22 protein-coding genes, 1 tRNA gene and 1 pseudogene are annotated in these 22,243 nt (G+C 62.0%); 11 read left to right on the forward strand and 13 right to left on the reverse strand.

Going from position 1 to position 22,243, the window contains the following annotated elements:
• The first annotated feature begins 212 nt into the window (after window positions 1–212).
• On the forward strand, window positions 213–629 hold the full coding sequence (locus C1M53_RS14515) for a VOC family protein (RefSeq protein ID WP_129412884.1): 417 nt from the start codon (window positions 213–215) through the stop codon (window positions 627–629).
• Between the two features lie 107 nt (window positions 630–736).
• On the opposite strand, the gene C1M53_RS14520 is transcribed toward C1M53_RS14515, so the two are convergent.
• The 4 genes and pseudogenes from C1M53_RS14520 to C1M53_RS14530 form a co-directional block, all read right to left on the reverse strand.
• Complete coding sequence (locus C1M53_RS14520) at window positions 737–1,453, reverse strand: YafY family protein (RefSeq protein ID WP_129412885.1); 717 nt, start codon at window positions 1,451–1,453, stop codon at window positions 737–739.
• 79 nt (window positions 1,454–1,532) lie between these two features.
• Window positions 1,533–2,123, reverse strand: a complete 591-nt coding sequence (locus C1M53_RS14525) for a DJ-1/PfpI family protein (protein WP_129412886.1) — start codon at window positions 2,121–2,123, stop codon at window positions 1,533–1,535.
• Between the two features lie 258 nt (window positions 2,124–2,381).
• On the reverse strand, window positions 2,382–2,549 hold the full coding sequence (locus C1M53_RS31705) for a hypothetical protein (RefSeq protein ID WP_165358141.1): 168 nt from the start codon (window positions 2,547–2,549) through the stop codon (window positions 2,382–2,384).
• Window positions 2,550–2,626: 77 nt separating this feature from the next.
• Window positions 2,627–4,533 (reverse strand): annotated as a pseudogene (locus C1M53_RS14530) (propionyl-CoA synthetase).
• Window positions 4,534–4,659: 126 nt separating this feature from the next.
• Between C1M53_RS14530 and C1M53_RS31710 the strand changes: the two are divergent.
• Window positions 4,660–4,821 carry a hypothetical protein gene (locus C1M53_RS31710; RefSeq protein WP_165358142.1) on the forward strand — a complete coding sequence of 54 codons (162 nt, stop codon included), beginning with the start codon at window positions 4,660–4,662 and terminating at the stop codon, window positions 4,819–4,821.
• Window positions 4,822–4,833: 12 nt separating this feature from the next.
• On the opposite strand, the gene C1M53_RS14535 is transcribed toward C1M53_RS31710, so the two are convergent.
• From C1M53_RS14535 to tkt, 7 genes are all read right to left on the reverse strand, one after another.
• A complete protein-coding gene (locus C1M53_RS14535; RefSeq protein ID WP_129412887.1) occupies window positions 4,834–5,562 on the reverse strand; it encodes an SGNH/GDSL hydrolase family protein in 729 nt (242 codons plus the stop codon).
• Window positions 5,563–5,779: 217 nt separating this feature from the next.
• Window positions 5,780–6,520: a thioredoxin family protein gene (locus C1M53_RS14540; protein ID WP_129412888.1), complete on the reverse strand. Its 741-nt coding sequence runs from the start codon at window positions 6,518–6,520 to the stop codon at window positions 5,780–5,782.
• Between the two features lie 202 nt (window positions 6,521–6,722).
• Entirely contained in the window at window positions 6,723–7,634 is a 912-nt protein-coding gene (locus C1M53_RS14545; RefSeq protein ID WP_245488550.1) for a fructose bisphosphate aldolase, read from the reverse strand.
• A gap of 243 nt (window positions 7,635–7,877) precedes the next feature.
• Entirely contained in the window at window positions 7,878–9,074 is a 1,197-nt protein-coding gene (locus C1M53_RS14555) for a phosphoglycerate kinase (RefSeq protein WP_129412890.1), read from the reverse strand.
• Window positions 9,075–9,277: 203 nt separating this feature from the next.
• Complete coding sequence (locus tag C1M53_RS14560; protein WP_129412891.1) at window positions 9,278–11,176, reverse strand: potassium/proton antiporter; 1,899 nt, start codon at window positions 11,174–11,176, stop codon at window positions 9,278–9,280.
• Window positions 11,177–11,467: 291 nt separating this feature from the next.
• Complete coding sequence (gene gap, locus C1M53_RS14565; RefSeq protein WP_129412892.1) at window positions 11,468–12,478, reverse strand: type I glyceraldehyde-3-phosphate dehydrogenase; 1,011 nt, start codon at window positions 12,476–12,478, stop codon at window positions 11,468–11,470.
• A gap of 154 nt (window positions 12,479–12,632) precedes the next feature.
• Window positions 12,633–14,627: a transketolase gene (tkt, locus tag C1M53_RS14570; protein WP_129412893.1), complete on the reverse strand. Its 1,995-nt coding sequence runs from the start codon at window positions 14,625–14,627 to the stop codon at window positions 12,633–12,635.
• 256 nt (window positions 14,628–14,883) lie between these two features.
• Here tkt and C1M53_RS14575 point away from each other — a divergent pair, with 256 nt between their 5' ends.
• From C1M53_RS14575 to C1M53_RS14590, 4 genes are all read left to right on the forward strand, one after another.
• Window positions 14,884–15,156, forward strand: coding sequence for a DUF4164 domain-containing protein (locus C1M53_RS14575; protein WP_129412894.1), 273 nt, complete (start codon window positions 14,884–14,886; stop codon window positions 15,154–15,156).
• A gap of 15 nt (window positions 15,157–15,171) precedes the next feature.
• The gene (locus C1M53_RS14580; protein ID WP_129412895.1) at window positions 15,172–15,552 is read left to right on the forward strand and encodes a cell division protein ZapA; all 381 of its coding nucleotides are present in this window, start codon (window positions 15,172–15,174) and stop codon (window positions 15,550–15,552) included.
• Between the two features lie 284 nt (window positions 15,553–15,836).
• Entirely contained in the window at window positions 15,837–16,496 is a 660-nt protein-coding gene (locus tag C1M53_RS14585; RefSeq protein ID WP_129412896.1) for a peroxiredoxin, read from the forward strand.
• A 137-nt stretch (window positions 16,497–16,633) separates the two neighbouring features.
• The gene (locus C1M53_RS14590; protein ID WP_165358143.1) at window positions 16,634–17,521 is read left to right on the forward strand and encodes an MBL fold metallo-hydrolase; all 888 of its coding nucleotides are present in this window, start codon (window positions 16,634–16,636) and stop codon (window positions 17,519–17,521) included.
• A gap of 83 nt (window positions 17,522–17,604) precedes the next feature.
• On the opposite strand, the gene rpoH is transcribed toward C1M53_RS14590, so the two are convergent.
• Entirely contained in the window at window positions 17,605–18,516 is a 912-nt protein-coding gene (gene rpoH / locus C1M53_RS14595; RefSeq protein ID WP_129412898.1) for an RNA polymerase sigma factor RpoH, read from the reverse strand.
• Between the two features lie 190 nt (window positions 18,517–18,706).
• Window positions 18,707–19,750 carry an RluA family pseudouridine synthase gene (locus C1M53_RS14600; RefSeq protein WP_129412899.1) on the reverse strand — a complete coding sequence of 348 codons (1,044 nt, stop codon included), beginning with the start codon at window positions 19,748–19,750 and terminating at the stop codon, window positions 18,707–18,709.
• A gap of 26 nt (window positions 19,751–19,776) precedes the next feature.
• On the opposite strand from C1M53_RS14600, the gene C1M53_RS14605 reads away from it, so the two are divergent.
• The 5 genes from C1M53_RS14605 (at window position 19,777) to C1M53_RS14625 (ending at window position 22,030) form a co-directional block, all read left to right on the forward strand.
• The gene (locus C1M53_RS14605) at window positions 19,777–20,157 is read left to right on the forward strand and encodes a fimbrial protein (RefSeq protein ID WP_129412900.1); all 381 of its coding nucleotides are present in this window, start codon (window positions 19,777–19,779) and stop codon (window positions 20,155–20,157) included.
• 5 nt (window positions 20,158–20,162) lie between these two features.
• Window positions 20,163–20,567: a VOC family protein gene (locus C1M53_RS14610; RefSeq protein ID WP_129412901.1), complete on the forward strand. Its 405-nt coding sequence runs from the start codon at window positions 20,163–20,165 to the stop codon at window positions 20,565–20,567.
• Between the two features lie 134 nt (window positions 20,568–20,701).
• A tRNA-Glu gene (locus C1M53_RS14615) sits at window positions 20,702–20,776 on the forward strand.
• 133 nt (window positions 20,777–20,909) lie between these two features.
• Window positions 20,910–21,605, forward strand: coding sequence for a hypothetical protein (locus C1M53_RS14620; protein ID WP_129412902.1), 696 nt, complete (start codon window positions 20,910–20,912; stop codon window positions 21,603–21,605).
• A 158-nt stretch (window positions 21,606–21,763) separates the two neighbouring features.
• The gene (locus C1M53_RS14625; RefSeq protein ID WP_129412903.1) at window positions 21,764–22,030 is read left to right on the forward strand and encodes a hypothetical protein; all 267 of its coding nucleotides are present in this window, start codon (window positions 21,764–21,766) and stop codon (window positions 22,028–22,030) included.
• Window positions 22,031–22,243 lie beyond the last annotated feature (213 nt).

Below are 22,243 nucleotides of genomic sequence, written 5' to 3' on the forward strand. Positions count from 1 at the left end.
GCCACGCTCGAGGAAAGAACGCTTTCCTTTGTCATCGAATGCTCCGCGCATAAACTCTTGACTGGACCGTACCGTACGGTTTAAAACCGTACGGTACGGTCCATTTTATAGCGCTGGATTCCGGGATTGTCGAGGCCAGAGACAGCTGGCTGTCGGCTTCGCTTTGCTGCGTCCGCGCCAGGATCGTAATTGGCCCTGCAAGGAGAAGATCAATGCGAATTGAACCCTACCTCTACTTCAACGGCCGTTGCGAAGAAGCGGTCGAATTCTATCGTCGGTCGGTTGGCGCTACACTGAATGTCCTGACGCGTTTCAAGGATGTTCCCGGTTCACCAGCACCGGTTGGTGCCGAGAACAAGGTCCTGCACGCCGACTTCAAGATCGGCGATACCACCATTCTTGCTTCGGACGGTGAGTGCGACGGGAAACCCAATTTTCAGGGCTTTTCACTCGCCATCACGGCGGGGAAGGATGCTGAAGCGGATCGACTGTTCGAAGCGTTTTGCGATGGTGGCCGGATCCAGGTGCCGCTGACCGCGACACCATTTGCGTCGCGCTTCGGCATGGTGGCCGATCGCTTCGGTGTGTTGTGGACGATCGTTGCCTACGAACAAACCACCAACGTCTGACGCTGGCTCGTTCAAGAACCACGCGGTTTGCCTGCAGACGACACAGCGGGCCAAAAGTCACTTCGGTTTCTGGTCCGCTGTCCTGGATGCAGGACAGTCAAGGAGAGCTATGCTCCTCTCGCGGTGGGGCCCATGCCGTACGCTTCGCTGCGCTCTACCGCGCGGTAGAAATCGGCCAGCTGTTTGCCGCGTTCCGGTTTGAAGATGCGGCCGGCAATATCGAGCGAGGCGATGCGGTCGATGCGGAAAGCGCGGAAGTCATCACGCATCTCGCACCAGGCTACCAGCGTCCAGACCTTTCCCCAGAACCACAATCCCAGCGGGCGCACATCGCGTGCCGTGCTCCGTCCCGCTTCATCATTGTAGTCGATGGTCAGCACCTGGCGCTTCTCGATCGAACGCTCAATCAGGTCGATCGCCTCGCGGGCAGCGTCGCTTACCACCCACATCGGCGTGTGGATTTCGGTACGGGCAATGCGGTCCTTCTCCGTGTCGGGCAGGACGGCGCCGATCTTGACCAATGCTTCATCGGCGGCGCGTGCCATGGTCGCCCCGCCAAAGGCGCGAACCATGCGGGCACCTGCCACCAGTGCCACGATCTCGTCACGGGTGAACATCAGCGGAGGAAGGTCGAAGCCTTCCCGCATCATGTAGCCGACGCCGGCCTCACCATCGATCGGTACGCCGGTCGACTGCAGATCGGCGATATCACGATAGATGGTGCGCTCGGATACCTCGAGCCACGTGCCGAGCTTCTGCGCGGTGACGAGACGGCCGCCACGCAGATGCTGGACGATCTGGAAAAGCCTGTCGGCACGTCGCATCGTCTTGATCCCATCCGTTCGAACGAAGAGCATTCGTTCCATTCTGTCAGTATGGCATTGTGCTCCTGACAGCATATTGTCAGGAGCTTGCACCGTACTCCCGCGCAAACAGCGTGCGCATCTCGGTCAGCTCGGATTGTTTGTCAGGATACAGCGCACCGATGAATTCCTTGGCGAAGGTGCCTGGCGCCGACCCGGGTGCCGATATGATCGCCTGGTCAGCCACGGCATGCGGCAGGTCGTTGTATCGCTCTGCGCCCGCATAGGTGGGCAGATGGTGGAGTATCCAGTCGCGGCCATTGCTGGTGTGGGCGCGGTCCCTGAACAGGCCAGCGCGCGCGAGCACCAGTGTACCGGCGCAGATACCACCGACAACGCCACCGCGCGCTGCAACGGCGTTGACGAGGCCGGACGCGTCCGGTGCGCCGTCGCCGGTCCACACATCCGAGCCTATGATGGCAACGGCGTCGAGGTCGGTGTTGTCCGCACTGTCGATCGACCGCTGCGGCGTCAACTGAAACCCGCTCGTCGAGGTGACAGGCTGCCCGCCCGGGCTGAGGGATATGGCCTCAGCGCCGAACCATTCGACGGCCGAGGCTGCCAAAAGCCCGTATTCCCAATCGGCGAAGCGATTGATGAAAACGAAGCCGATCTTCCTGGTGTCTGGCACGTCCATCCCTCCTAAGTGCCGTCACGCGCGCTTGTGTGCGTCGTCGTCCCAAAATGACTGGCACACACCTCCCAGTCTGTATTCCAAGTGGATCGCGCGGCGGCCATGGTTCCTTACTTGGGTGTGACAATCTGTCAATCCAAGAGCTTGCTAAAAAAAGTCGTTCGAGCTTGAGAAGTATGCAGCGGCTTTCTGTCCGGAATTGCGCAGCAGCAGAATGTCAGAGCGATTCCGCGTTTCTGTGAAAGCGCAAACGCCTTAGTCCTCGCGGCGGCGTAGGCCGCTATACATATCCGGCCAGCCGATGTCGGAGCGGATGTCGGCCGACAGGCTGTTCAACAGCCGCTCGGTGCGGATCTCGTTGCGGATCGTGCGGATCTTGCCGACATAACGATGCAGCGAATCGATGATGGCAAAACGGTTCATGACAGCCTCCTTCATTTGATGGAGACATCATCGCATACCCCTGCTGACAGCAGTCTGTCAGGAGTGCCGAGTGTGATTCAGCTACCTATCCCGCGCGCCTTCAGAGCCTGTGTGATCTCGTCCAGAATGGCAGGATCATCGATGGTCGCCGGCATTTTCCACTCTTCCTTGTCGGCGATCTTCTGCATGGTGCCGCGCAGGATTTTTCCGGAGCGCGTCTTGGGCAGCCGCTTGATGGTCACCACCGTCTTGAAGGCGGCGACCGGGCCGATACGGTCGCGCACCAGCGCCACGGCTTCCTTTTCGACCGCACCATCCTCGCGTGCCGCGCCGGCATTGAGAACGACGAGGCCAAGCGGCACCGTCCCTTCATCGCATCGGCGATGCCGATGACGGCGCATTCGGCGACGTCGGGATGTTCCGCCAACACCTCCTCCATGGCACCCGTCGACAGGCGGTGGCCGGCGACGTTGATGATGTCGTCCGTGCGGGCCATGACGAAGAGATAGCCGTCCTCGTCGATCATGCCGGCGTCGGCGGTTTTGTAATGGCCGGGGAATTCGTCGAGATAGGACTGGCGGAAGCGTTTGTCCGCTTGCCAGAGCGTCGGCAGGCAGCCGGGCGGCAGCGGCAGCTTCAACACGACATTGCCCAGTGTGCCTTTCACCAGCTCGTGGCCGGCATCGTCGAGCACGCGGATGTCGTAGCCGGGCATCGGCACGCCAGGCGAGCCGTATTTCACAGGCAGCATGCCGAGGCCCACCGGGTTCTGGGTGATCGGCGCGCCGGTTTCGGTCTGCCACCAATGGTCGATGACCGGTACTTTCAGATTGCGTTCTGCCCATTTGATGGTTTCGGGATCGGCGCGTTCGCCAGCCAGGAACAGGGTGCGGAACTTCGAAAGGTCATAGCCCGGGATCAGCGCGCCTTGCGGGTCCTGGCCCTTGATGGCGCGAAAGGCGGTCGGAGCGGTGAACAGCGCCGAGACACCGTGGTCGGCGATGACGCGCCAGAAGGTGCCGGCGTCCGGCGTGCCGACCGGCTTGCCTTCGAACATCACCGTCGTGCAGCCGGCAAGCAGCGGCGCATAGACGATGTAGGAATGACCGACCACCCAGCCGACATCGGAGGCTGCCCAGAAGATCTCGCCCGGCTTGACGCCGAACTCGTTCTCCATCGTCCATCGCAGCATGACCATGTGGCCGCCATTGTCACGCACCACGCCCTTGGGCTGGCCGGTGGTGCCGGACGTGTAGAGCACATAGAGCGGGTCGGTCGCAGCGACGCGAACACAGTCGACCCAGGCACCGGCAGCGCGTTCGCGCGCCACCTGATCGGCAAGATCGAAGTCGCGGCCGGGGTTAAGTTCGCAGCGCAGTTCCTCGCGCTGAAGCACCAGGCAGGCGTCCGGCTTGTGGCGAGCCAGGTCGATGGCGCCATCGAGCAGCGGCTTGTAAGGGACGACGCGGCCGGGTTCGATGCCGCAGGACGCAGACATGATGACTTTCGGTGTCGCATCGTCGATGCGGGTGGCGAGTTCGCGTGCGGCAAAGCCGCCGAAAACCACGGAATGGACGGCGCCAATACGGGCGCAGGCGAGCATGGCGATCGCCGCCTCCGGCACCATCGGCATGTAGATGATGACACGGTCGCCCTTCCGCACGCCGCGGTTCCATAGCGCAGAGGCAGTCGCCACCACCTCGCGCATCAGTTCGGCATAGGTATAGCGTGTGACCTTGCCGCTATAGGCACTGTCATGGACCAGAGCCAGTTGATCGGCACGGCCACCGGTGACGTGGCGGTCGACGGCGTTGTAGCAGGTGTTGCAGACGGCGCCGGTGAACCATCGTCCATAGGCGTCCTCGCGCGGATCGAAGACGCGGTCCCAGCGACGATACCAGTCGATCGCCTCCGCCGCGGCGGCCCAGAAGGCGTCGGGATCGCGTTTCCAGTCGGCATAAACTTCCGCGTAGCGTGACGCCATCCGCTCCTCCCTTGTTCTTGTCGCGAATTTAGCGCCTGCGCGCAGGGCGCGTCTATCTGACTAAGGGCGGTGATGAGGTTCGTGCAGCCTTTGACAGCAGGCCTGCGTCCTGCTCAAAAAGCGGCCATGTCGAAGCTGCTCGCGCTCATCATTCTCGCCATGATGGCCATCCAGGTCATCAAGCCGCTTGGCCTGCCAGGGCTGAGGCGCCGGCGTGACTGCTGGAAGCTTGCGGTTGCCGCTCTCGCGGCCATTTCACTGACGGCCCTGCTCGGACACCAGTGGTAGCTACAAGTGCCGTCAGGCGCCTTCGTCATCCCCAACCACAAAGCGCAGCAGATGTTCGGCCCAGGCGCGGTAGCCGGCCGCGGAGGCGTGGAAGCCGTCACTGGCGAAACCTGCCTCGGGGTTGGTGATCGGCAAGCGCGATGCGGGAACCGCACCGCGCTCGTAGCACAGCCGCGTGCCCATGCGGTTCATTTCCTGGGCGCGGATTTCCAGGATCTTGCCGAGCAACGACGGCATTGCCGGTGCACGCGTGAACTCCAGTACCGGCGACCAGACCACGCGTGCTTCCGGCCACTTGGCGCGCAAGGCATAGAGCAACCCGCCAAATTCCTTCTTGAAGCGCGACACCGAGTGGAAATTCTTGGTGTCGTTGGTGCCGATGCAAAGCACGATGTGGGTCCAGGCATCGGCCGAGAGATTGGGCAGGACGTGATCGCGAATCTGGCCCGATGTCGCCGAATTGAAGCCGGCGGCGCGCCAGCGCACGGCTTGCCCGGTCTGCTCGGAGATCAGCGTGGCCAATTGCGCCGCCAGACCATCCTCGGAACGGCCGATGCCGACCGAGGCGGCGGAGGAATCACCCAGGACCAGAAGGGAGAGGGGAGGCTTCCTGCCGGTGATCTCATGCATGACCGGACCCGAGGCCGGCAACATGCGCGTGGTTCTGCGGCGTACGCCAATGCCCTGCCAGACATAGACGGGCAGGGCGAACCAGGTAAGCAGGGCGGCGATACGGGACATGGCAAGCTCGATGCTGGAGCAATTCCAGGAAAGGTGCGTAGCGGTTTTCCGTCCGGAATTGCGTAACACAAAGGGTCAAAGCGTTTCCGCGTTTCCGCGAAAAACGGAAACGCTCCAAGGACGAGCAAAGCCTTAGCGCAGGACAGGCGACAGATGAATAGGCAGCCCGTGCTTCGCCTGCTGCCGTTGCGTCAGCGCATCGACGCAGATGACACCTCTAATGGCAACAATTGCCTTCGCCCGACGTCGCCTCCTCGTATTCGTCGTGCAGGCGCACCCAGTCGATCATGCCGTAGTAGGGGCCATTTTCATTGCGGCCCTTCGGGGTCATGTCGAGATAGTCGTAGGTGGTGATCAGCGGTTCGCCGCCGCGAGCGCGCGACGTAAAGGTGAGGAAGATGTTGCCGGCGTCGTCCTTGAAAAAGACGCTGATGCCCGGCAGGTCGCGAATGGTGATCGGGCGGGTCTCGAAATTGTAGACCGTCTCGCCGGCTGCGATCTGCTTGTCGGTATAGGACACCTGCATGTCAAAGTTGAAGTCGCTGGCGTAGGACGACACCATGTCGAACTTCCAGCCCATACGCTTCCTGAATGGCAGCAATTCGGTCAGCGGGGCGCGTGCCACCACCACAAGCGACACGTCGTGATGGCGCAGGTGCTGGTTGGCACCGTCGATGTGATCGCACAGAAACGAACAGCCTTCGCAATAGTGGTTGTCGCCCGGTCCCAGCATGAAGTGATAAACGATGAGCTGGCTGTTGCTGCCGAACATGTCGGCGAGGTCTCTCGGCCCGGCCTCGGTCTCGAAGACATAGTCCTTCCGTATCCTCAGCCATGGCAATTCGCGCCTCTCCGCCGCGATCTTGTCGCGCAGGCGCGTCAGTTCCTTCTCGCGTTTCAGGTGTTCGCCGTGGGCTCGAAACCACTCGTCGTGCGGGACGATCTTGCGCTTGGACATGGATCTACTCCTTTTCCCATCGCCCAAGGACGTCTGGGCACCGTCCGTTTCGACATCCGCTACGAAATATTTTCAGCCGATCCGACCGCGCCCATCCGCAAAACAAAAAACCCGGGCGCGAGGCCCGGGTTTCGAAACATTATCCGTGTTGTCCTGAAGCGTTTCCGTCTTTCGCGGAAACGCCCGCTTTTTGTTGAATTGCTCAGGCCGCCTTTTTGGCGCGCGACGCTTCGAAAATGCTGTCGATCGCCGAGCCCAGCGCGGCGTTGAACTCGCTGTCGCTCTGGCCCGCCGACAGACCTTCGGTCAAGGCACGCGAGAAGCTGGCGATCATGCCGTCATTCTGCTTCAGCTTGGCGTTGGCATCGTCGCGCGAATAGCCGCCGGACAGGGCAACCACGCGCATGACGCGCGGATCGTCGACCAGCGGCTTGTAGAGGTTCGGCTTGGTCGGCAGCGTCAGCTTCAGCATGACCTGCTTGCCGGCGGGCACCTGGTCGAGATGCTTGCGGATTTCCGCCAACAGGATGTCCTCGGCTTCCGCCTTGTCCGGAATAGAGATCGTGACTTCCGGCTCGATGATCGGCACGAGGCCATGCGCCAGCACCTGCCTGCCGATCTCAAACTGCTGGTCGACGACGGCGGCGATGCCCTTCGGGTTTGCCGCGTCGATCACCGACCGTTCCTTGGTGCCGAAAATTCCCTTGGCGACGGCACGCTTCAGCAATGCATCGAGGGTCGGCATCGGCTTCATCAGCTTGACGCCGTCCTGAGCCTCGGCCAGGCCCTGGTCGATTTTCAGGAAGGGCACGACATGGCGCTTCTCCCAGAGGTACTGCGCGGTCGGCGTACCATCGATGTCGCGATCCATTGTCTGCTCGAACAGGATCGCACCCATGACCTTGTCACCGGTGAAGGCGGGCGACTTGATGATGCGTGCGCGCATCTGATGAACGAGGTCGAACATCTCGGCGTCGTTCGACCAGGCGCTTTCATCGACGCCGTACAGCTTGAGCGCTTTTGGCGTGGAACCACCCGACTGATCGAGCGCTGCAATGAAGCCGTCCTTGTGTGCGGCCTGCGCAGCCATGTCCTTGTTCATCTCACCACTCATCTATTGCCTCCTGATTGTCTGCCCGGGCGAATATCAGAAGAGTTTTTGCGATGGAATGCCAGCAAAAACCTTGAATCGATTGAAAGATATCACTTGCGATGTGGAAGTGTTTCAGCTGGCAGGGGAAGATGAACGCAGACGTTAGAGCGTTTCCGTTTTTCACGGAAACGCGAAAACGCTCTAACTCTTTGTTATTACGCAATTCCAGGCGCAAAACCGCTGCGCACTTTTGCTGGAATTGCCCTAGGCTTTGAGAACCTCGACACCCGGCAACGGCTTGCCTTCCATCCATTCCAGGAAGGCACCACCGGCGGTCGAGACATAGGTGAAGTCATCGGCCACACCGGCATGGTTGAGCGCAGCGACCGTATCGCCGCCGCCAGCCACCGAGACCAGCTTGCCGGCCTTTGTGCGGGCAGCCGCATGCCTGGCGGCCGAAACTGTCGCCTTGTCGAAGGGCTCGATCTCGAAGGCACCGAGCGGGCCGTTCCACACCAGCGTGGCGGCGCGGTCGATCCACTGATTGACGGCCTCGACGGTCTTTTCACCGACATCCAGGATCATGGCGTCTGCAGGCACGTTGTCGATGGCGACGGTCTCGTTGGCCGCGCCCGCCTTGAATTCCCGCGCGACAACACCGTCCACCGGCAGGATGATGGCGCAGCCGGCGGTTGCCGCCTCGATCATGATCTGCTTGGCCGTGCCGGCAAGATCGTGCTCGCACAGCGACTTGCCGACGTCGGTGCCGCGGGCGGCGAGGAAGGTGTTGGCCATGCCGCCGCCAATGACGAGAGCGTCTACCTTCTTCACAAGGTTCATGAGCAGGTCGATCTTGGTCGAGACCTTGGCGCCACCGACAATGGCGATGACCGGCTTGACCGGTGCGCCGAGACCTTTCTCGAGGGCTTCCAACTCGGCCTGCATGGTGCGGCCTGCATAGGCCGGCAACGCGCGGGCGAGACCTTCGGTAGAGCAATGAGCGCGATGCGCGGCCGAAAACGCGTCGTTGACATAGATGTCGCCGAGTGCGGCGAACTGTTCGGTCAGCGCCGGGTCGTTCTTTTCCTCACCCTTGTAGAAGCGGGTATTCTCCAGAAGCAGTACATCGCCATTCTTGAGGTCATCCACCGCCTGCTCGGCCTTTTCGCCAACGCAGTCGGCGGCGAAGGCGACCGGGCGACCGAGCACCTCCGCGGTTGCAGCAGCGATCGGGCGCAGCGACAGTTCCGGCGACGGACCATCCTTCGGGCGGCCGAAATGGGCGAGCAGGATGACCTTCGCGCCCTTGTCCGACAGTTCCTTGATGGTCGGCACGACGCGCTCGATGCGGGTGAGATCGGTGACCCTGCCGTCGGCGACCGGTACGTTGAGGTCGACGCGGACCAGGACGCGCTTGCCGCTCACGTTGCCGAGGTTGTCCAGTGTCTTGAAGCCAGCCATGCGGTTCCCTTTGGAGCAGTTCCAGGAAAACTGTCTAGCGGTTTTCCGTCTGGAATTGCGTAAAAACGAAGTGTCAGAGCGTTACCGCGTCTCGGTGAAAAACGGAAATGCTCGCGTGAAAAGATGCCGGACCTTACCGGCCAAAATCGGGGATGCAAGGCCACATGACGGCGCGGCGGAAAATATCTCGCCACAAGCTGACTTCAGGCCGGCTGCTTGGCGTCGTCGTCCTTGTGGACAGGCTCGTCGGAACCGGTTGGTGATCCTCCGCTGTCGGCAACGGTTTCCGATCTGCCGGGTTTGCGCAGGTTGCGGATAAAGCCGCCTATCCGATCGAAAAGCTCGCCGCCACTGAGGAAGACGGGAACCCGCGCGACGGGCGCAGTCGGCTCGAAGGAAAGACCAAGGCTGGTGATACGGCCCTTGTCGTCGACGTCGCGCACGATCAATTCGATCGATCCCAGCGACACGCGATCGGCATATTCGACGTGGCCGTCCAGTCGCTCCGTCACCAGGGCGCCGATGGTAAGCTTGCGCTCTTCCTCGGTCAGGCCGGGGCCATAGGCAAGTTCCAGTTCCTCGGCTGGTCGCGCAGGGTCGACGGCGAAAGCACCGAAGAAATCCGCATCCTCGGGGTCGACCACCGCTCGGCTGGCGAACAGCTTGTCGATCAGGCGCGGATAGCGGTCCGGCACGAAGATGTAGACGTTGTCGCCGGCCTGCAGGCGGCCCATGTCCTGGAAGCGCATCGAGCGGCCGTCGCGCACCACCAACGAGGGGCGTGCCCAGCGCGGGATACGCTCTCCCCGCGCCACCGGGCTGCCGGCCACGACTCGATAGGCGAGCAGTTCGTGGTGGGCGGAACCTGGCAGTTCGAGCTCGACCTTGTCGAGCGGGCCGATGCGCGCCGGCACGATGAGGCCGAGGCGACGCGCCAAGGGGCCGACGGTCCAGCCCTGCACCACCAGCGAGACCAGCACGATGATGAAGGCGACGTTGAAGATCATGCGGCCATGCTCAAGCCCGCCGAGCAGCGGGGTGATGGCGAGCAGGATGGAAACGGCGCCGCGCAGCCCGACCCAGGAGACGAAGGCGACCTCGGGGCGCGGCAGTCGGAAAGGCAGAAGACAGAGCCACACCGCCAGGGGGCGGGCAATGAAGATCAGGAACAGGCCAAGCAGGATGGCAGGCAGCAGGATCGCCGGGAACTGCGACGGCGTGGCGAACAGGCCGAGCACCAGGAACATGATGATCTGCGCGAGCCAGGACATGCCGTCCTGGAAGCGTTTCAGGATGGTGACGGCACGGATGTCGGAGTTGCCGGCGACGAGGCCGGCCAGATAGACGGCAAGGAAACCGGAACCACCGATGGCGCCGGCCGCGGCGAAAACCATCAGCGACAGGGTCAGAACGAAGATCGGCAGCAGGCCGTGGTCGAGGTTGAGCCGGTCGACGAGGCGTACGATGGCCATGCCACCGACGATGCCGACGGCTGCCCCCAGGCCCATGTTCAGCACGAAACCCAGAACAAGATCTGCGATCAGCACCGGCGCTTCCGGATTGGCCCCGGCCGCGATGACCTCGACGAGGGTGATGGTGAGGAAGATGGCGATAGGGTCGTTGGTGCCGGATTCCACTTCCAGTGTGGAGCGCACGCGTTCGCGCAGATTGATCTCGCCGGCGCGCAGCAGGAAGAAGACGGCGGCCGCGTCGGTCGAAGCCACCGAGGCGCCGAGCAGGAAGGATTCCAGCCAGTTCAGGTCGAGCAGATAGAAAGCGGCGATGCCGAATACGCCGGTGGTCAGGATAACGCCGATGGTGGCCAGCGAGAGAGCGGGGCCGGCCGCCTGGCGCAGCACCTTGAGTGGCGTGCCGAAGCCGGAATCGAACAGGATGACGGCGAGTGCCAGCGAACCGATGAAATAGGCGACGCTGGCATTGTCGAAGGCGATGCCCAACCCGTCGACGCCGGTCGCGAGGCCGATGCCGAGGAAGAGCAGCAGCAGGGGAGCGCCGAAGCGGAAGGCGATCAGGCTCGAAAACGCGGCGGCGACCACCAGTCCGGTGCCGATCAGCGTCGCGAGGTAGATCGCATGCTCCATCCGGTCGTATCCCCTCACTTGCTCCTGATTTCCGCTTTACGGGAGAGTGGGGCGAAGACATGGCCGGTGCAAGGCGTGACGATGATTTTTTGACCCGGAGCAATTCCAGGAAAAGTGCGTAGCGGTTTTCCGTCCGGAATTGCGTCAAACCAAAGAGCGAGAGCGTTTCCGTTAAAAACGGAAACGCTGTAGCACGCTGACTTTGATGCTTTTTTTGCCCCGGCGACGCTCCAACGAAAAACGCCCGGCTCAGCCGGGCGTTTTTGCAAGGAATAAAAGCGAAGCTTCCGATCAGGCGATCGTCTTGGCCATGGCGACAGCGGTGTCGGCCATGCGGTTGGAGAAGCCCCATTCGTTGTCGTACCAGGACATGACACGCACCAGATTGCCTTCGATGACCTTGGTCTGGTCGAGCGCGAAGGTCGAGGAGTGCGGGTCGTGGTTGAGGTCGACCGAGACGAGCGGATCCTTGGTGTAGGCGAGGATACCTTTCAGCGAGCCGTCGGCGGCGGCAACCAGCGCGGCGTTGACTTCTTCGACGGTGACCGGCTTCTTGGCCACGAACTTGAAGTCGATGACCGAGACGTTCGGGGTCGGCACGCGGATCGAAACGCCGTCGAGCTTGCCCTTCAGTTCCGGCAGCACCAGGCCGACGGCCTTGGCCGCACCGGTCGAGGTCGGGATCATCGACATCGCCGCGGCGCGGGCGCGGTAAAGATCCTTGTGCATGGTGTCCAGCGTCGGCTGGTCGCCGGTATAGGCGTGGATCGTCGTCATGAAGCCCTTTTCGATGCCGAAGGCGTCGTTGAGGACCTTGGCCACCGGCGCCAGGCAGTTGGTAGTGCAGGAGGCGTTGGAGATGACGATGTGATCCTTGGTGATCTTGTCGTGATTGACACCGTAAACGACGGTGAGGTCAGCGCCGTCGGCCGGAGCCGAGACGATCACGCGCTTGGCGCCGGCGGTCAGATGCGCCGAGGCCTTGTCCTTCGACGTGAAGATGCCGGTGCATTCGAGCGCGATGTCGACATTGAGTTCCTTCCAGGGGAGCTGGGCAGGATCCTTGACCGCGGTGACCTTGATCTTGTCGTTGCCGATGACGATCTGGTCGCCGTCGACTTTCACCTCATGCGGGAAACGGCCATGCACGCTGTCGTAGCGCAGCAGGTGGGCGTTGGTCTCGACCGGGCCGAGGTCGTTGACGGCAACGACGACGATGTCCTTGCGGCCGGACTCGTAGATGGCGCGCAAAATGTTGCGGCCGATACGGCCAAACCCATTGATGGCAACTCTGACGGTCATGTGTTTCTCCCGGGGAGCGTGAAAAGGCGGATGAAAGGTCCGCCGCCTCAATAAAGGCGGGCAGCTAAAATATCCAGCCGCCCGGCCTGTAGGCTAATCGTTTCAGTCATCTGGTGCGACGAAACGGCCCGGCGGATGGCCGCCGGGGCAGGCATTACTTGGCATGCAGACGGGCTTCCGCTGCCTTGGCCGCGTCCTCGGCGGTGATGCCGAAATGCTTGTAGAGCTGTTCGATCGTGCCCGAGGCGCCGAAGCCGGTCATGCCGACGAAGATGCCGTCGGTGCCGATGATCGGGTCCCAGCCCTGGCGTATGCCGGCCTCGATGGCGACCTGCACCTTGGCCTTGCCGATGATCTTCGCGCGGTAAGCCTCATCCTGCTGGAAGAACAGCTCGAAGCAAGGGATCGAAACGACGCGGGTCGGGTGGCCATGACCCTGCAGCAGGGTGCGGGCGCCGAGCGCGATCTCGATTTCGGAGCCCGTGGCGAAGATGGTGACGGCAGCTTCGCCGCCCTCGGCCGCGGCCAGTTCGTAGGCACCGAGCCGGCACAGGTTCTCCGCCACATAGTCCGTGCGCACTGCAGGCAGGTTCTGGCGGGTGAGTGCCAGCGTCGACGGCGTCTTCTCCGATTCCAGAGCCAGCTGCCAGCATTCCGCGGCTTCCGTCGCATCAGCCGGGCGGAAGACGAGGTGGTTCGGAATGGCGCGCAAGGCAGCCAGATGCTCGACCGGCTGATGGGTCGGACCGTCTTCGCCGAGGCCGATCGAATCGTGCGTCATGACGAAGATCGAGCGGATGCCCATCAGCGAGGCGAGACGCATTGCCGGACGGGCGTAGTCGGTGAAGCACATGAAGGTGCCGCCGTAAGGGATGATGCCGCCATGCAGCGTCAGGCCGTTCATGGCCGCGGCCATGCCGAGTTCCCGGATACCGTAGTGCACGTAGCGCTGGCCGTAGTCGTTTGGCGTGATCGCCTTGGTCTGGCTGGTCTTGGTGTTGTTGGAACCGGTGAGGTCGGCCGAACCACCGATGGTCTCTGGCACTGCGCCGTTGATGACTTCCAAAGCCATTTCGGACGATTTGCGGGTTGCTACCTTCGGTTTGTCGGCAGCCAGCTTCTTCTTGTAGTCGGCGATGACGGTGTCGAAATCCTGCGGCAGCTTGCCGGCGTTGCGGCGCTCGAACTCGGCGCGCTGCTTCGCATCGGCCTTGGCGAGGCGACCTTCCCATTCCGTGCGCTTCTTGGCGCCGGCTTCGCCGACGGTGCGCCAGGCGGAGAGGATGTCGGACGGAATTTCGAAGGGTGGCGATTCCCAGTTGAAGAATTTGCGGGCGCCAGCGATTTCTTCGGCGCCGAGCGGTGAGCCGTGCACCTTGTTGGTGCCTGCCTTCGTCGGTGCGCCGAAGCCGATGGTAGTCTTGGCTGCGATCAATGTCGGCTTGTCGGAATGGCGCGCAGCTTCGATGGCGTAGGCGATTGCCTCCGGATCATGACCGTCGACATGCATGGCATTCCAGCCCGAGGCTTGGAAGCGCGCGACCTGGTCCGTGGAATCGGCCAGTGTGACCGGACCGTCGATGGAGATGTTGTTGTTGTCCCAGAACACGATCAGCTTGTTCAGCTTCAGGTGGCCGGCGAGCGAGATCGCTTCCTGGGAAATGCCTTCCATGAGGCAGCCGTCGCCGGCCAACACATAGGTGTAATGGTCGACGAGGTCGTTGCCGAAGGCGGCATTCAGGATGCGTTCGCCGAGTGCGAAGCCGACCGAATTGGCGATGCCCTGACCGAGCGGGCCGGTGGTGGTCTCAATGCCCGAGGCATGGCCGTATTCGGGATGGCCGGCGGTGCGGGCGCCCAACTGACGGAAATTCTTGATCTCCTCGATGGTCATGTCCTCGTAGCCCGTCAGGTAGAGCAGCGAGTAGAGCAGCATCGAGCCGTGGCCAGCTGAGAGAATGAAACGGTCGCGATCCGGCCAGTGCGGGTTCTTGGCGTCAAACTTCAGGAAACGTGTGAACAGGACGGTCGCGATGTCGGCAGCACCCATCGGCAGACCGGGATGGCCGGAATTGGCCTTCTCGACGGCGTCCATGGACAGAAAGCGGATCGCATTGGCCATCCGGTCATGTTGTTCACGCGAAACCATGGTTCCTCCAGCCGTTCGGTTCGGAAAAGATGCCGGGACACATAGCAGGCCAGCCGTCTGAGTCAATAAAACCTAAATCGATTTAATAGGCTTCTCGTCAAGGAAATTGTCGCTGTGGCCTCATCAATTCGGCGTTAGCGGGGGACAGGAGAGCCGGCTTTATTGACGCGGCCTTCACCCGCCGCCTAATGTTTCACGAATAACGCGTTCTGAACGCGAGCGATTCGGTGATGGGCACGGGCTGAGGACGAAGGCCATGACCGGGGAAACGACCCTTAGAGAAGTGATAGCGAGGCTGGGCAAGGCCATCGAAGGGCTGGAGGATGCCGTCGCCGTGAAGCTTGAAAGCGAGCGCGACTATTCCGAAGCCGAAGCCGAGGTCCAGCGCATGAACGCCGACCGTTCGCGTCTGGCACAGGAACTCGACAATTCCGAAGCGCGGGCCGAGCGGCTCGAGGACGCCAACAAGGAAGTGTCGCGCCGGCTGGTGACCGCGATGGAAACCATCCGCGCAGTGCTTGATAGATAGCGCAGGAGGTCCGGCATGGCGCAGGTCACTGTCACCATCGACAACAAGCAATACCGCATGGCCTGCGACGAGGGCCAGGAAGAACATCTGATCGATCTGGCGGAACGTTTCGATCGCTATGTCGCACATCTGAAGGATTCCTTCGGCGAGATCGGCGACCAACGGCTCACCGTCATGGCCGGCATCATGGTCATGGATGAACTGTCCGAGATGCAGAAGCGCATCAAGGGCATGGAGAGCGAGGTCCTGACCCTGCGCAAGACCCGCGACGACGCGCTGACCAAGGCGGACAAGAACGACCAGGCACTGACTGGTGCCCTCGGCTCGCTGGCGCAGCGCATGGAGGACCTCGCGGCATCGCTCGCGCCGCGCAAGGTAACGGAAACTCCTTCCTAGCAGGTCATTGGCGGGCCTAGCAGGTCATTGGCGGGGCTGGAGCGTTTCCGCTTTGCGCAAACGCGGAATTCCAACTCTTTGTCCTGCGCAATTCCAAAGCAAAACCGCTGCGCGCTTTTGCCAGAATTGCTCTGGGCCGACGCCGGCGAAACAATTTTCCAAACTATCTGGCGGGGTGCGGCAAAAATCACCTCCCTAACGTCATCTTTTTGGGGGAAGATGCGTCAATTGCCGGTTCGTAGCCGGCGGCCGTCATTCAATGCGTTTCAAGGGGTAGGTACGCCATGAGCCTTCGTATCAACAGCACCGCGCCGGATTTCGAAGCCGAAACCACGCAGGGTTCGATCCATTTCCATGATTGGATCGGCGACGGCTGGGCCGTGCTTTTCAGCCATCCGAAGAACTTCACACCGGTCTGCACGACCGAGCTCGGCACCATGGCCGGCCTCGAAGGCGAGTTCAGGAAACGCAACGTCAAGATCATCGGCATTTCCGTCGATCCCGTCGAAAGCCATGGCAAATGGCAGGACGACATCAAGACCGCCACCGGCCACGTCGTCGCCTATCCGCTGATCGGCGACAAGGATCTCAAGGTGGCCAAGCTCTATGAGATGCTGCCGGAGGAGGCGGGCGATAGTTCCGATGGCCGCACGCCTGCCGACAACGCCACGGTACGCTCCGTCTACGTGATCGGGCCGGACAAGAAGATCAAGCTGATCCTGACCTACCCGATGACCACCGGGCGCAATTTCGACGAAATCCTGCGAGTCATCGATTCCATCCAGCTCACCGCCAGGCATCAGGTGGCAACGCCGGCCAACTGGAAGCAGGGCGACGATGTCATCATTACCGCTGCGGTCTCCAACGAGGATGCGATCAAGCGTTTCGGTGCCTTCGACACGATCCTGCCTTATCTCAGGAAGACCAAGCAGCCAGGTGCTTGAATCCATCCCGGAGAGGTTGCCCGCGCGCATTTTTCGCACCTGAACGATTTGTGAGAAGTCTGTGCTTGACGGCTCTGACTTCGCAGACAATCGTACCCTTCATCGATCCCGGATTGGAAAACCATTCCGGATGAACGATGCGGGAGGCGCAGTTGGATGCATCCTTGGTCAGGCCACAGGTAACCGGCTTCTACGACAGGCCCACCGGCTCGATTCAGTATGTGGTGGCGGACAGCGCGACACGGCGCTGCGCCATCATCGATCCCGTTCTCGACTTCGACGAGAAGTCGGGAGCGACCTCCACCGGCAATGCGGACAAGCTGCTCGCCTTCATCGGCGAAAGCGGGTTCGAGCTGGAATGGATCCTCGACACCCACCCACATGCCGATCATTTTTCGGCCGCCCATTATCTGAAAGAAAAGACCGGAGCGCGAACCGCAATCGGCGAAAGGATCGTCGACGTCCAGGCTCTGTGGAAGGCTATCTACAACTGGCCGGAGTTTCGCGCCGACGGGTCGCAATGGGACAGGCTGTTCGCCGACGGTGAAATCTTCCATATCGGCTCGCTGCCGGTGCGGGTGTTGTTTTCACCCGGCCATACGCTGGCATCGATCACCTATGTTGCCGGCGATGCCGCCTTCATCCACGACACCATGTTCATGCCGGACAGCGGCACCGCCCGTGCCGATTTTCCTGGTGGCAGCGCCGTGCGGCTGTGGCGCTCGATCCAGCGCATCCTGGCGCTGCCCGATGCGACACGCCTCTTCGTCGGTCATGACTATCAACCGGGCGGCCGTGACGCAGCCTGGGAAACGACGGTCGCCGACCAGAAGCGCAGCAACTCCCATGTCCGCGTTCCAACGACAGAGATCGAGTTCGTGGCCCTGCGCGAGACCCGCGACAAAACCCTGCCGATGCCGCGGCTGATCCTGCATGCACTGCAGGTCAACATGAATGGCGGCCGGCTGCCCGAACCGGAAGCGAATGGCAAAAGATATCTGAAGTTTCCGCTGGACGGGCTGTAGCTGCTTCAGTTGCCGGCAACGCTGGACAAACAAAAAACGGCGCCGGTCTCCCGGCGCCGTTTTTCATGTGACTGTCAGAACCGTCAGGCGGCCGGCTGCGCGTCGATGGTGCGCAGCGCCTGGGCCTGGCGCTTGGCGGCGGCCTTGACCGCATCTTGCACCTTTTCGAAGGCGCGAACTTCGATCTGGCGCACGCGTTCGCGAGAGATGTCGAACTCGGCCGACAATTCTTCCAGCGTCAACGGCTCCTCGGCGAGGCGGCGTGCCTCGAAGATGCGGCGTTCACGATCGTTGAGGACCGACATGGCGCCGGCCAGCATCTGGCGGCGATTGTCCAGTTCGTCCTGTTCGATCAGCATGTCTTCCTGGCTGTCATGGTCGTCGACCAGCCAGTCCTGCCATTCGCCGCTTTCGCCCTCGGTCGCGCGGATCGGCGCGTTGAGCGAGGCATCGCCCGACAGGCGGCGGTTCATCGAAACCACTTCTTCCTCGGAAACGTTGAGGCGGGTGGCGATCTCGGTGATCTGGTCCGGCTTCAGGTCGCCGTCATCCAGTGCCTGAATCTTGCCTTTCACCTTGCGCAGGTTGAAGAACAGGCGCTTCTGGTTGGCGGTCGTGCCCATCTTGACCAGGCTCCAAGAGCGCAGGATGTACTCCTGGATCGAGGCCTTGATCCACCACATGGCATAAGTGGCCAGCCGGAAACCACGCTCCGGCTCGAACTTCTTGACGGCCTGCATCAGGCCGACATTGCCTTCCGAGATGACTTCACCGATCGGCAGGCCATAGCCGCGATAGCCCATGGCGATCTTGGCCACGAGCCTGAGGTGGCTGGTGACCAGCTTGTGGGCAGCGCCGGTGTCTTCATGCTCCTGGTACCGCTTGGCGAGCATGTACTCTTCCTGCGGCTGAAGCATCGGAAAGCGACGGATTTCTTCCAGGTAGCGGCTGAGGCCGCCTTCACCGGAAACGATACTGGGTAGTGACTGGGCCATGAATAGCGCCCTCCTCTCTTTTAGGAATGTCCCCGAAACGCGGCGGACATGTGACGCGCCTGCCTGACGGCACGATCGCGTTAGACAGATTTATACCGGAACAAACCCGGAAAATCCACGTATTTGTTCAAGGTGGAACAGTGTGTCACCGCTAAGTGAACAATACGAGTCAGGTTTTTTGGTGGCAGGTTCAGAGATTTCGAAAGCCGCCGACCAGATCCTCCATGTCCCCTGGCATCGGCGCTTCGAACCTCATCGTCAGATGGGTATCGGGATGGCTGAATTCAAGGAGGCGGGCATGTAATGCCTGGCGGGGGAAGGCGGCGACCTTGCCCTTCAGCGGTTCCGGCAGCCGGTTGGCCTTGGTGCGGAAAGCCTGGCCGTAGTCGGGGTCGCCGACCAGCGGGTGGCCGATATGCGCCATGTGTACACGGATCTGGTGCGTGCGGCCGGTTTCCAGCCGGCATTCGACGAGGCTGGCGGCTGCGAACTTGTCCTGTCCTTCGCCGAAGCGTTCCTCCACAGTGTAGTGAGTGATGGCATGGCGTGCGTCCTCACGATGTTCCGGCACGACGGCGCGCCGGATGCGGTCGGCGGCGCGGCCGAGCGGTGCATCTATGGTGCCGGCTGGACGCGGCGGAATCCCCCAGACCAGCGCGACATAGGCGCGTTGCAGATCGCCGGTGCGGCCATGGTCGGCGAAGGCTTCCGACAAGGCGCGATGGGCATGGTCGGTCTTGGCCACCACCATGACGCCGCTGGTGTCCTTGTCGAGGCGGTGCACGATGCCCGGTCGCCTTACGCCGCCGATGCCGGAAAGGCTCGCACCGCAATGATGGATGAGGGCATTGACCAGCGTGCCGGTCCAGTTGCCGGCGCCGGGATGGACGACCAGCCCCGCCGGCTTGTTTATGACGATCAGTGCGTCGTCCTCATAGAGAACGTCGAGCGGAATGTCCTCGCCCTGCGGTTCGGCCGGTTCGGGCTCCGGCATCTCCACGGAAATCAAGTCGCCTGCGGCGAGCTTGCGTTTGACCTCGTCTATCGGCTGGCCGGATAGGCGGACGGCCCCTTGCTTGATCAGCGCCTGGATGCGGCTGCGGGACAGCTCAGGCGCCAACTGCGCGGCGAGCCATTGGTCGAGGCGCTGGCCGGCGGCATCTTCGCCGGCTTCCAGCGCGATTGGCGCCGCCCCTATCATTTCTTCGGTGTCTTCGTTATCAGGTGCGGCCATCGAAACAGTTCCGGAATAGATCGCCCATGGCCCGGCCCCTTGCCGATGACGAGGAAGACAAGCCGCTCGATCCGAATGTGGACAAGCTGCGCAGGAAGCTGATCCGCTTCATGGTCGTCAATCTTGGCCTGTTGTTCTTCGCCCTTATGGTCGTGGTGGCGGCGCTTGTCTACAAATCCTACACCGCCAAGCCGACGGCGCCGATTGCCGGCGATATTCAGACGCCCGCTGGCGAGCCGCAGAGCGGGGATATTGTCCTGCCGGTTGGCGCCAAGGTGTTGTCGCAGTCGCTCTCGGGCGACCGCCTGTCGCTCGAGGCGGAGCTGTCGGACGGCAGCCGCGCGATCTTCGTCTACGACATCGCCGAACGGCGCATGATCGGCCGCTACACCTTGCGGCTGCAGTAGGCGCCATGAGCGACTTCGCCACTCAGCGCCGGGTCGCCACGGTCACGCTGGTCGTCGCCGGCTATGACGAGGCGATCCGCTGGTATGTCGACCGTGCCGGGTTCAGGCTGACGTCCGATGTCGATCTCGGTGGCGGCAAGCGCTGGGTGACGGTCGAACCCGCCGGTGGCGGGGCGCGGTTGTTGCTCGCAAAGGCCGATGGGGCAGGGCAGGTGGCCAGCATCGGCAACCAGACCGGCGGCCGCGTCGCGTTTTTCCTGGAGACCGATGATTTCGCGCGTGACCATGCCGCCATGCTGGCGCGCGGCGTGGAATTCCGCGAAGCACCGCGTCATGAGCCCTATGGCACGGTTGCCGTGTTTGCCGACCTCTACGGCAATCTCTGGGATCTGATCCAGCCAAAGCGATAGGCTGCTGCCGAAGCAGTTGCCCGGAGCTGCACTGCTCCGAAACGAAGTCAGCCGGACTGAGAAGGGCATCAAAACTTGCCGTTTCAGCCTGTTGCTTTTTCAGACAGGCCAGCCTATATCGCCGGTTCTCGGCTGCGCCCATCGTCTAGCGGTCAGGACGGCGCCCTCTCACGGCGCAAACAGGGGTTCGATTCCCCTTGGGCGTACCAACCTCTTCAAAGGGTTGGCTATCAAATACCCGTCGCACGAGCGGGTGCACATTTTCCATGGATATTGCGGCAGCCGAAGAAACCAATTTAGATCGCAGTTCGATCTGCTCTGCCCTGTTCCGCGGAGGCGTGTTTGCACAATCTGGATTTCAGTTCGTGGCACAGCGTGCTGGTGACATTCATTGGCCTGGCGCTGTTTACGCTCATCAGCATGGGCATCCGCCTTTTGATGATGATGACAATCCAGCAGCGCCGCGAGCGCATGAACAGGCAGATCAACGAACGGCTGCGCGTCCTGATCGCGGCTTACAAGACGTTGGGCGGGTCCTTTACGGGCGATCTTTCCGTCGATCCGACGCATCTGCGCGATTTGAAACGACGTTCCCAATCCACCGGAGACGCTGAAAACGGGCTGGAACTGGCGGACAATGGCGGTACCGGATCCGAGCGGACAAGACGCATCCGCGATGCCGTCGAAGCGGCTCTGTCGGATATCCTCCTGCTTGGAACCGAAGCGCAGGTTCGGTTGGCCGAGCGGGCAATACGAGAGCTTATTGCCGGCCGTCCCGTGCACACCCACGAACTCGTCGTCTCGCTGCGCGATTTCATTCGCGAGGCGCTGAGCCTCGACCCGATTCCGTCCGATCTCCAGATCCCCATGCAGGGTCCGACCCGGCCCTCGTCGGGTAGCAGCCGCAGCAAGGGCGAGCGGGAGGGCGGAGCGGGTCGCGGTAGTGGCGGCGCAGGCGGCGGAATGGGCATGGGTGGGATGGGCGGCGGTATGGGGGGCGGCACGTTCGATCCCGACGACCCTCATCGCCAGAGCTGACGCTGAACGAGTCCGGCTGAACAGGTGCGGCGGGTTCTGCTTGAGTCTGCCAAGGATTGACCATCCCCGAGAGCTCAGGCACCCTTCTTTTCGGCGGAAGGGCACCATCAGGTGATTGTCGATACGGTCGCCGGCTGGCTCTTGAAAGGCCTCTTCCCATGTCCAGGAACCTGAAAACAGCGATCATCGGCATCGTCGTTGCCCTGCTTGCCGGTCTGGCGGTCAATTATGGGCTCATCAGCCAGCAGACGGCGGACGAGATCAAGGCCAAGACTGATGAAGTCCTGACCAACGAGCGGACCGCTCAGCCCGAAGGCTCCCAGCAATCCGCGCCGCAGGCTCCGGATGCTCCGTCGGCCGAGCCGACACAAACACCGCCCTCTGCAGGCAGCCAGGAACCGGCCCAGCCATCGCCGGCCAACTAGGCTTCGGCATTGGCCTATAGCCAGCCGGCAATGGTGCTGCCCGGCATCCCTCAATGCCAGGTCTTTCCACCGGTCGCGGTTTCGAAAAAGATATTGACTAAATAGTTAGTAATAATAATCTCGCGATCGGGAAAAGACCAGCCAGCCGGCGCCTGCCGGTGAATGACTGACCCATGGGAACACGTAGCGAGACCGTCCGGCGTCATTTTGGGC

Source organism: Mesorhizobium sp. Pch-S, from assembly GCF_004136315.1.
Lineage (GTDB): Bacteria > Pseudomonadota > Alphaproteobacteria > Rhizobiales > Rhizobiaceae > Mesorhizobium.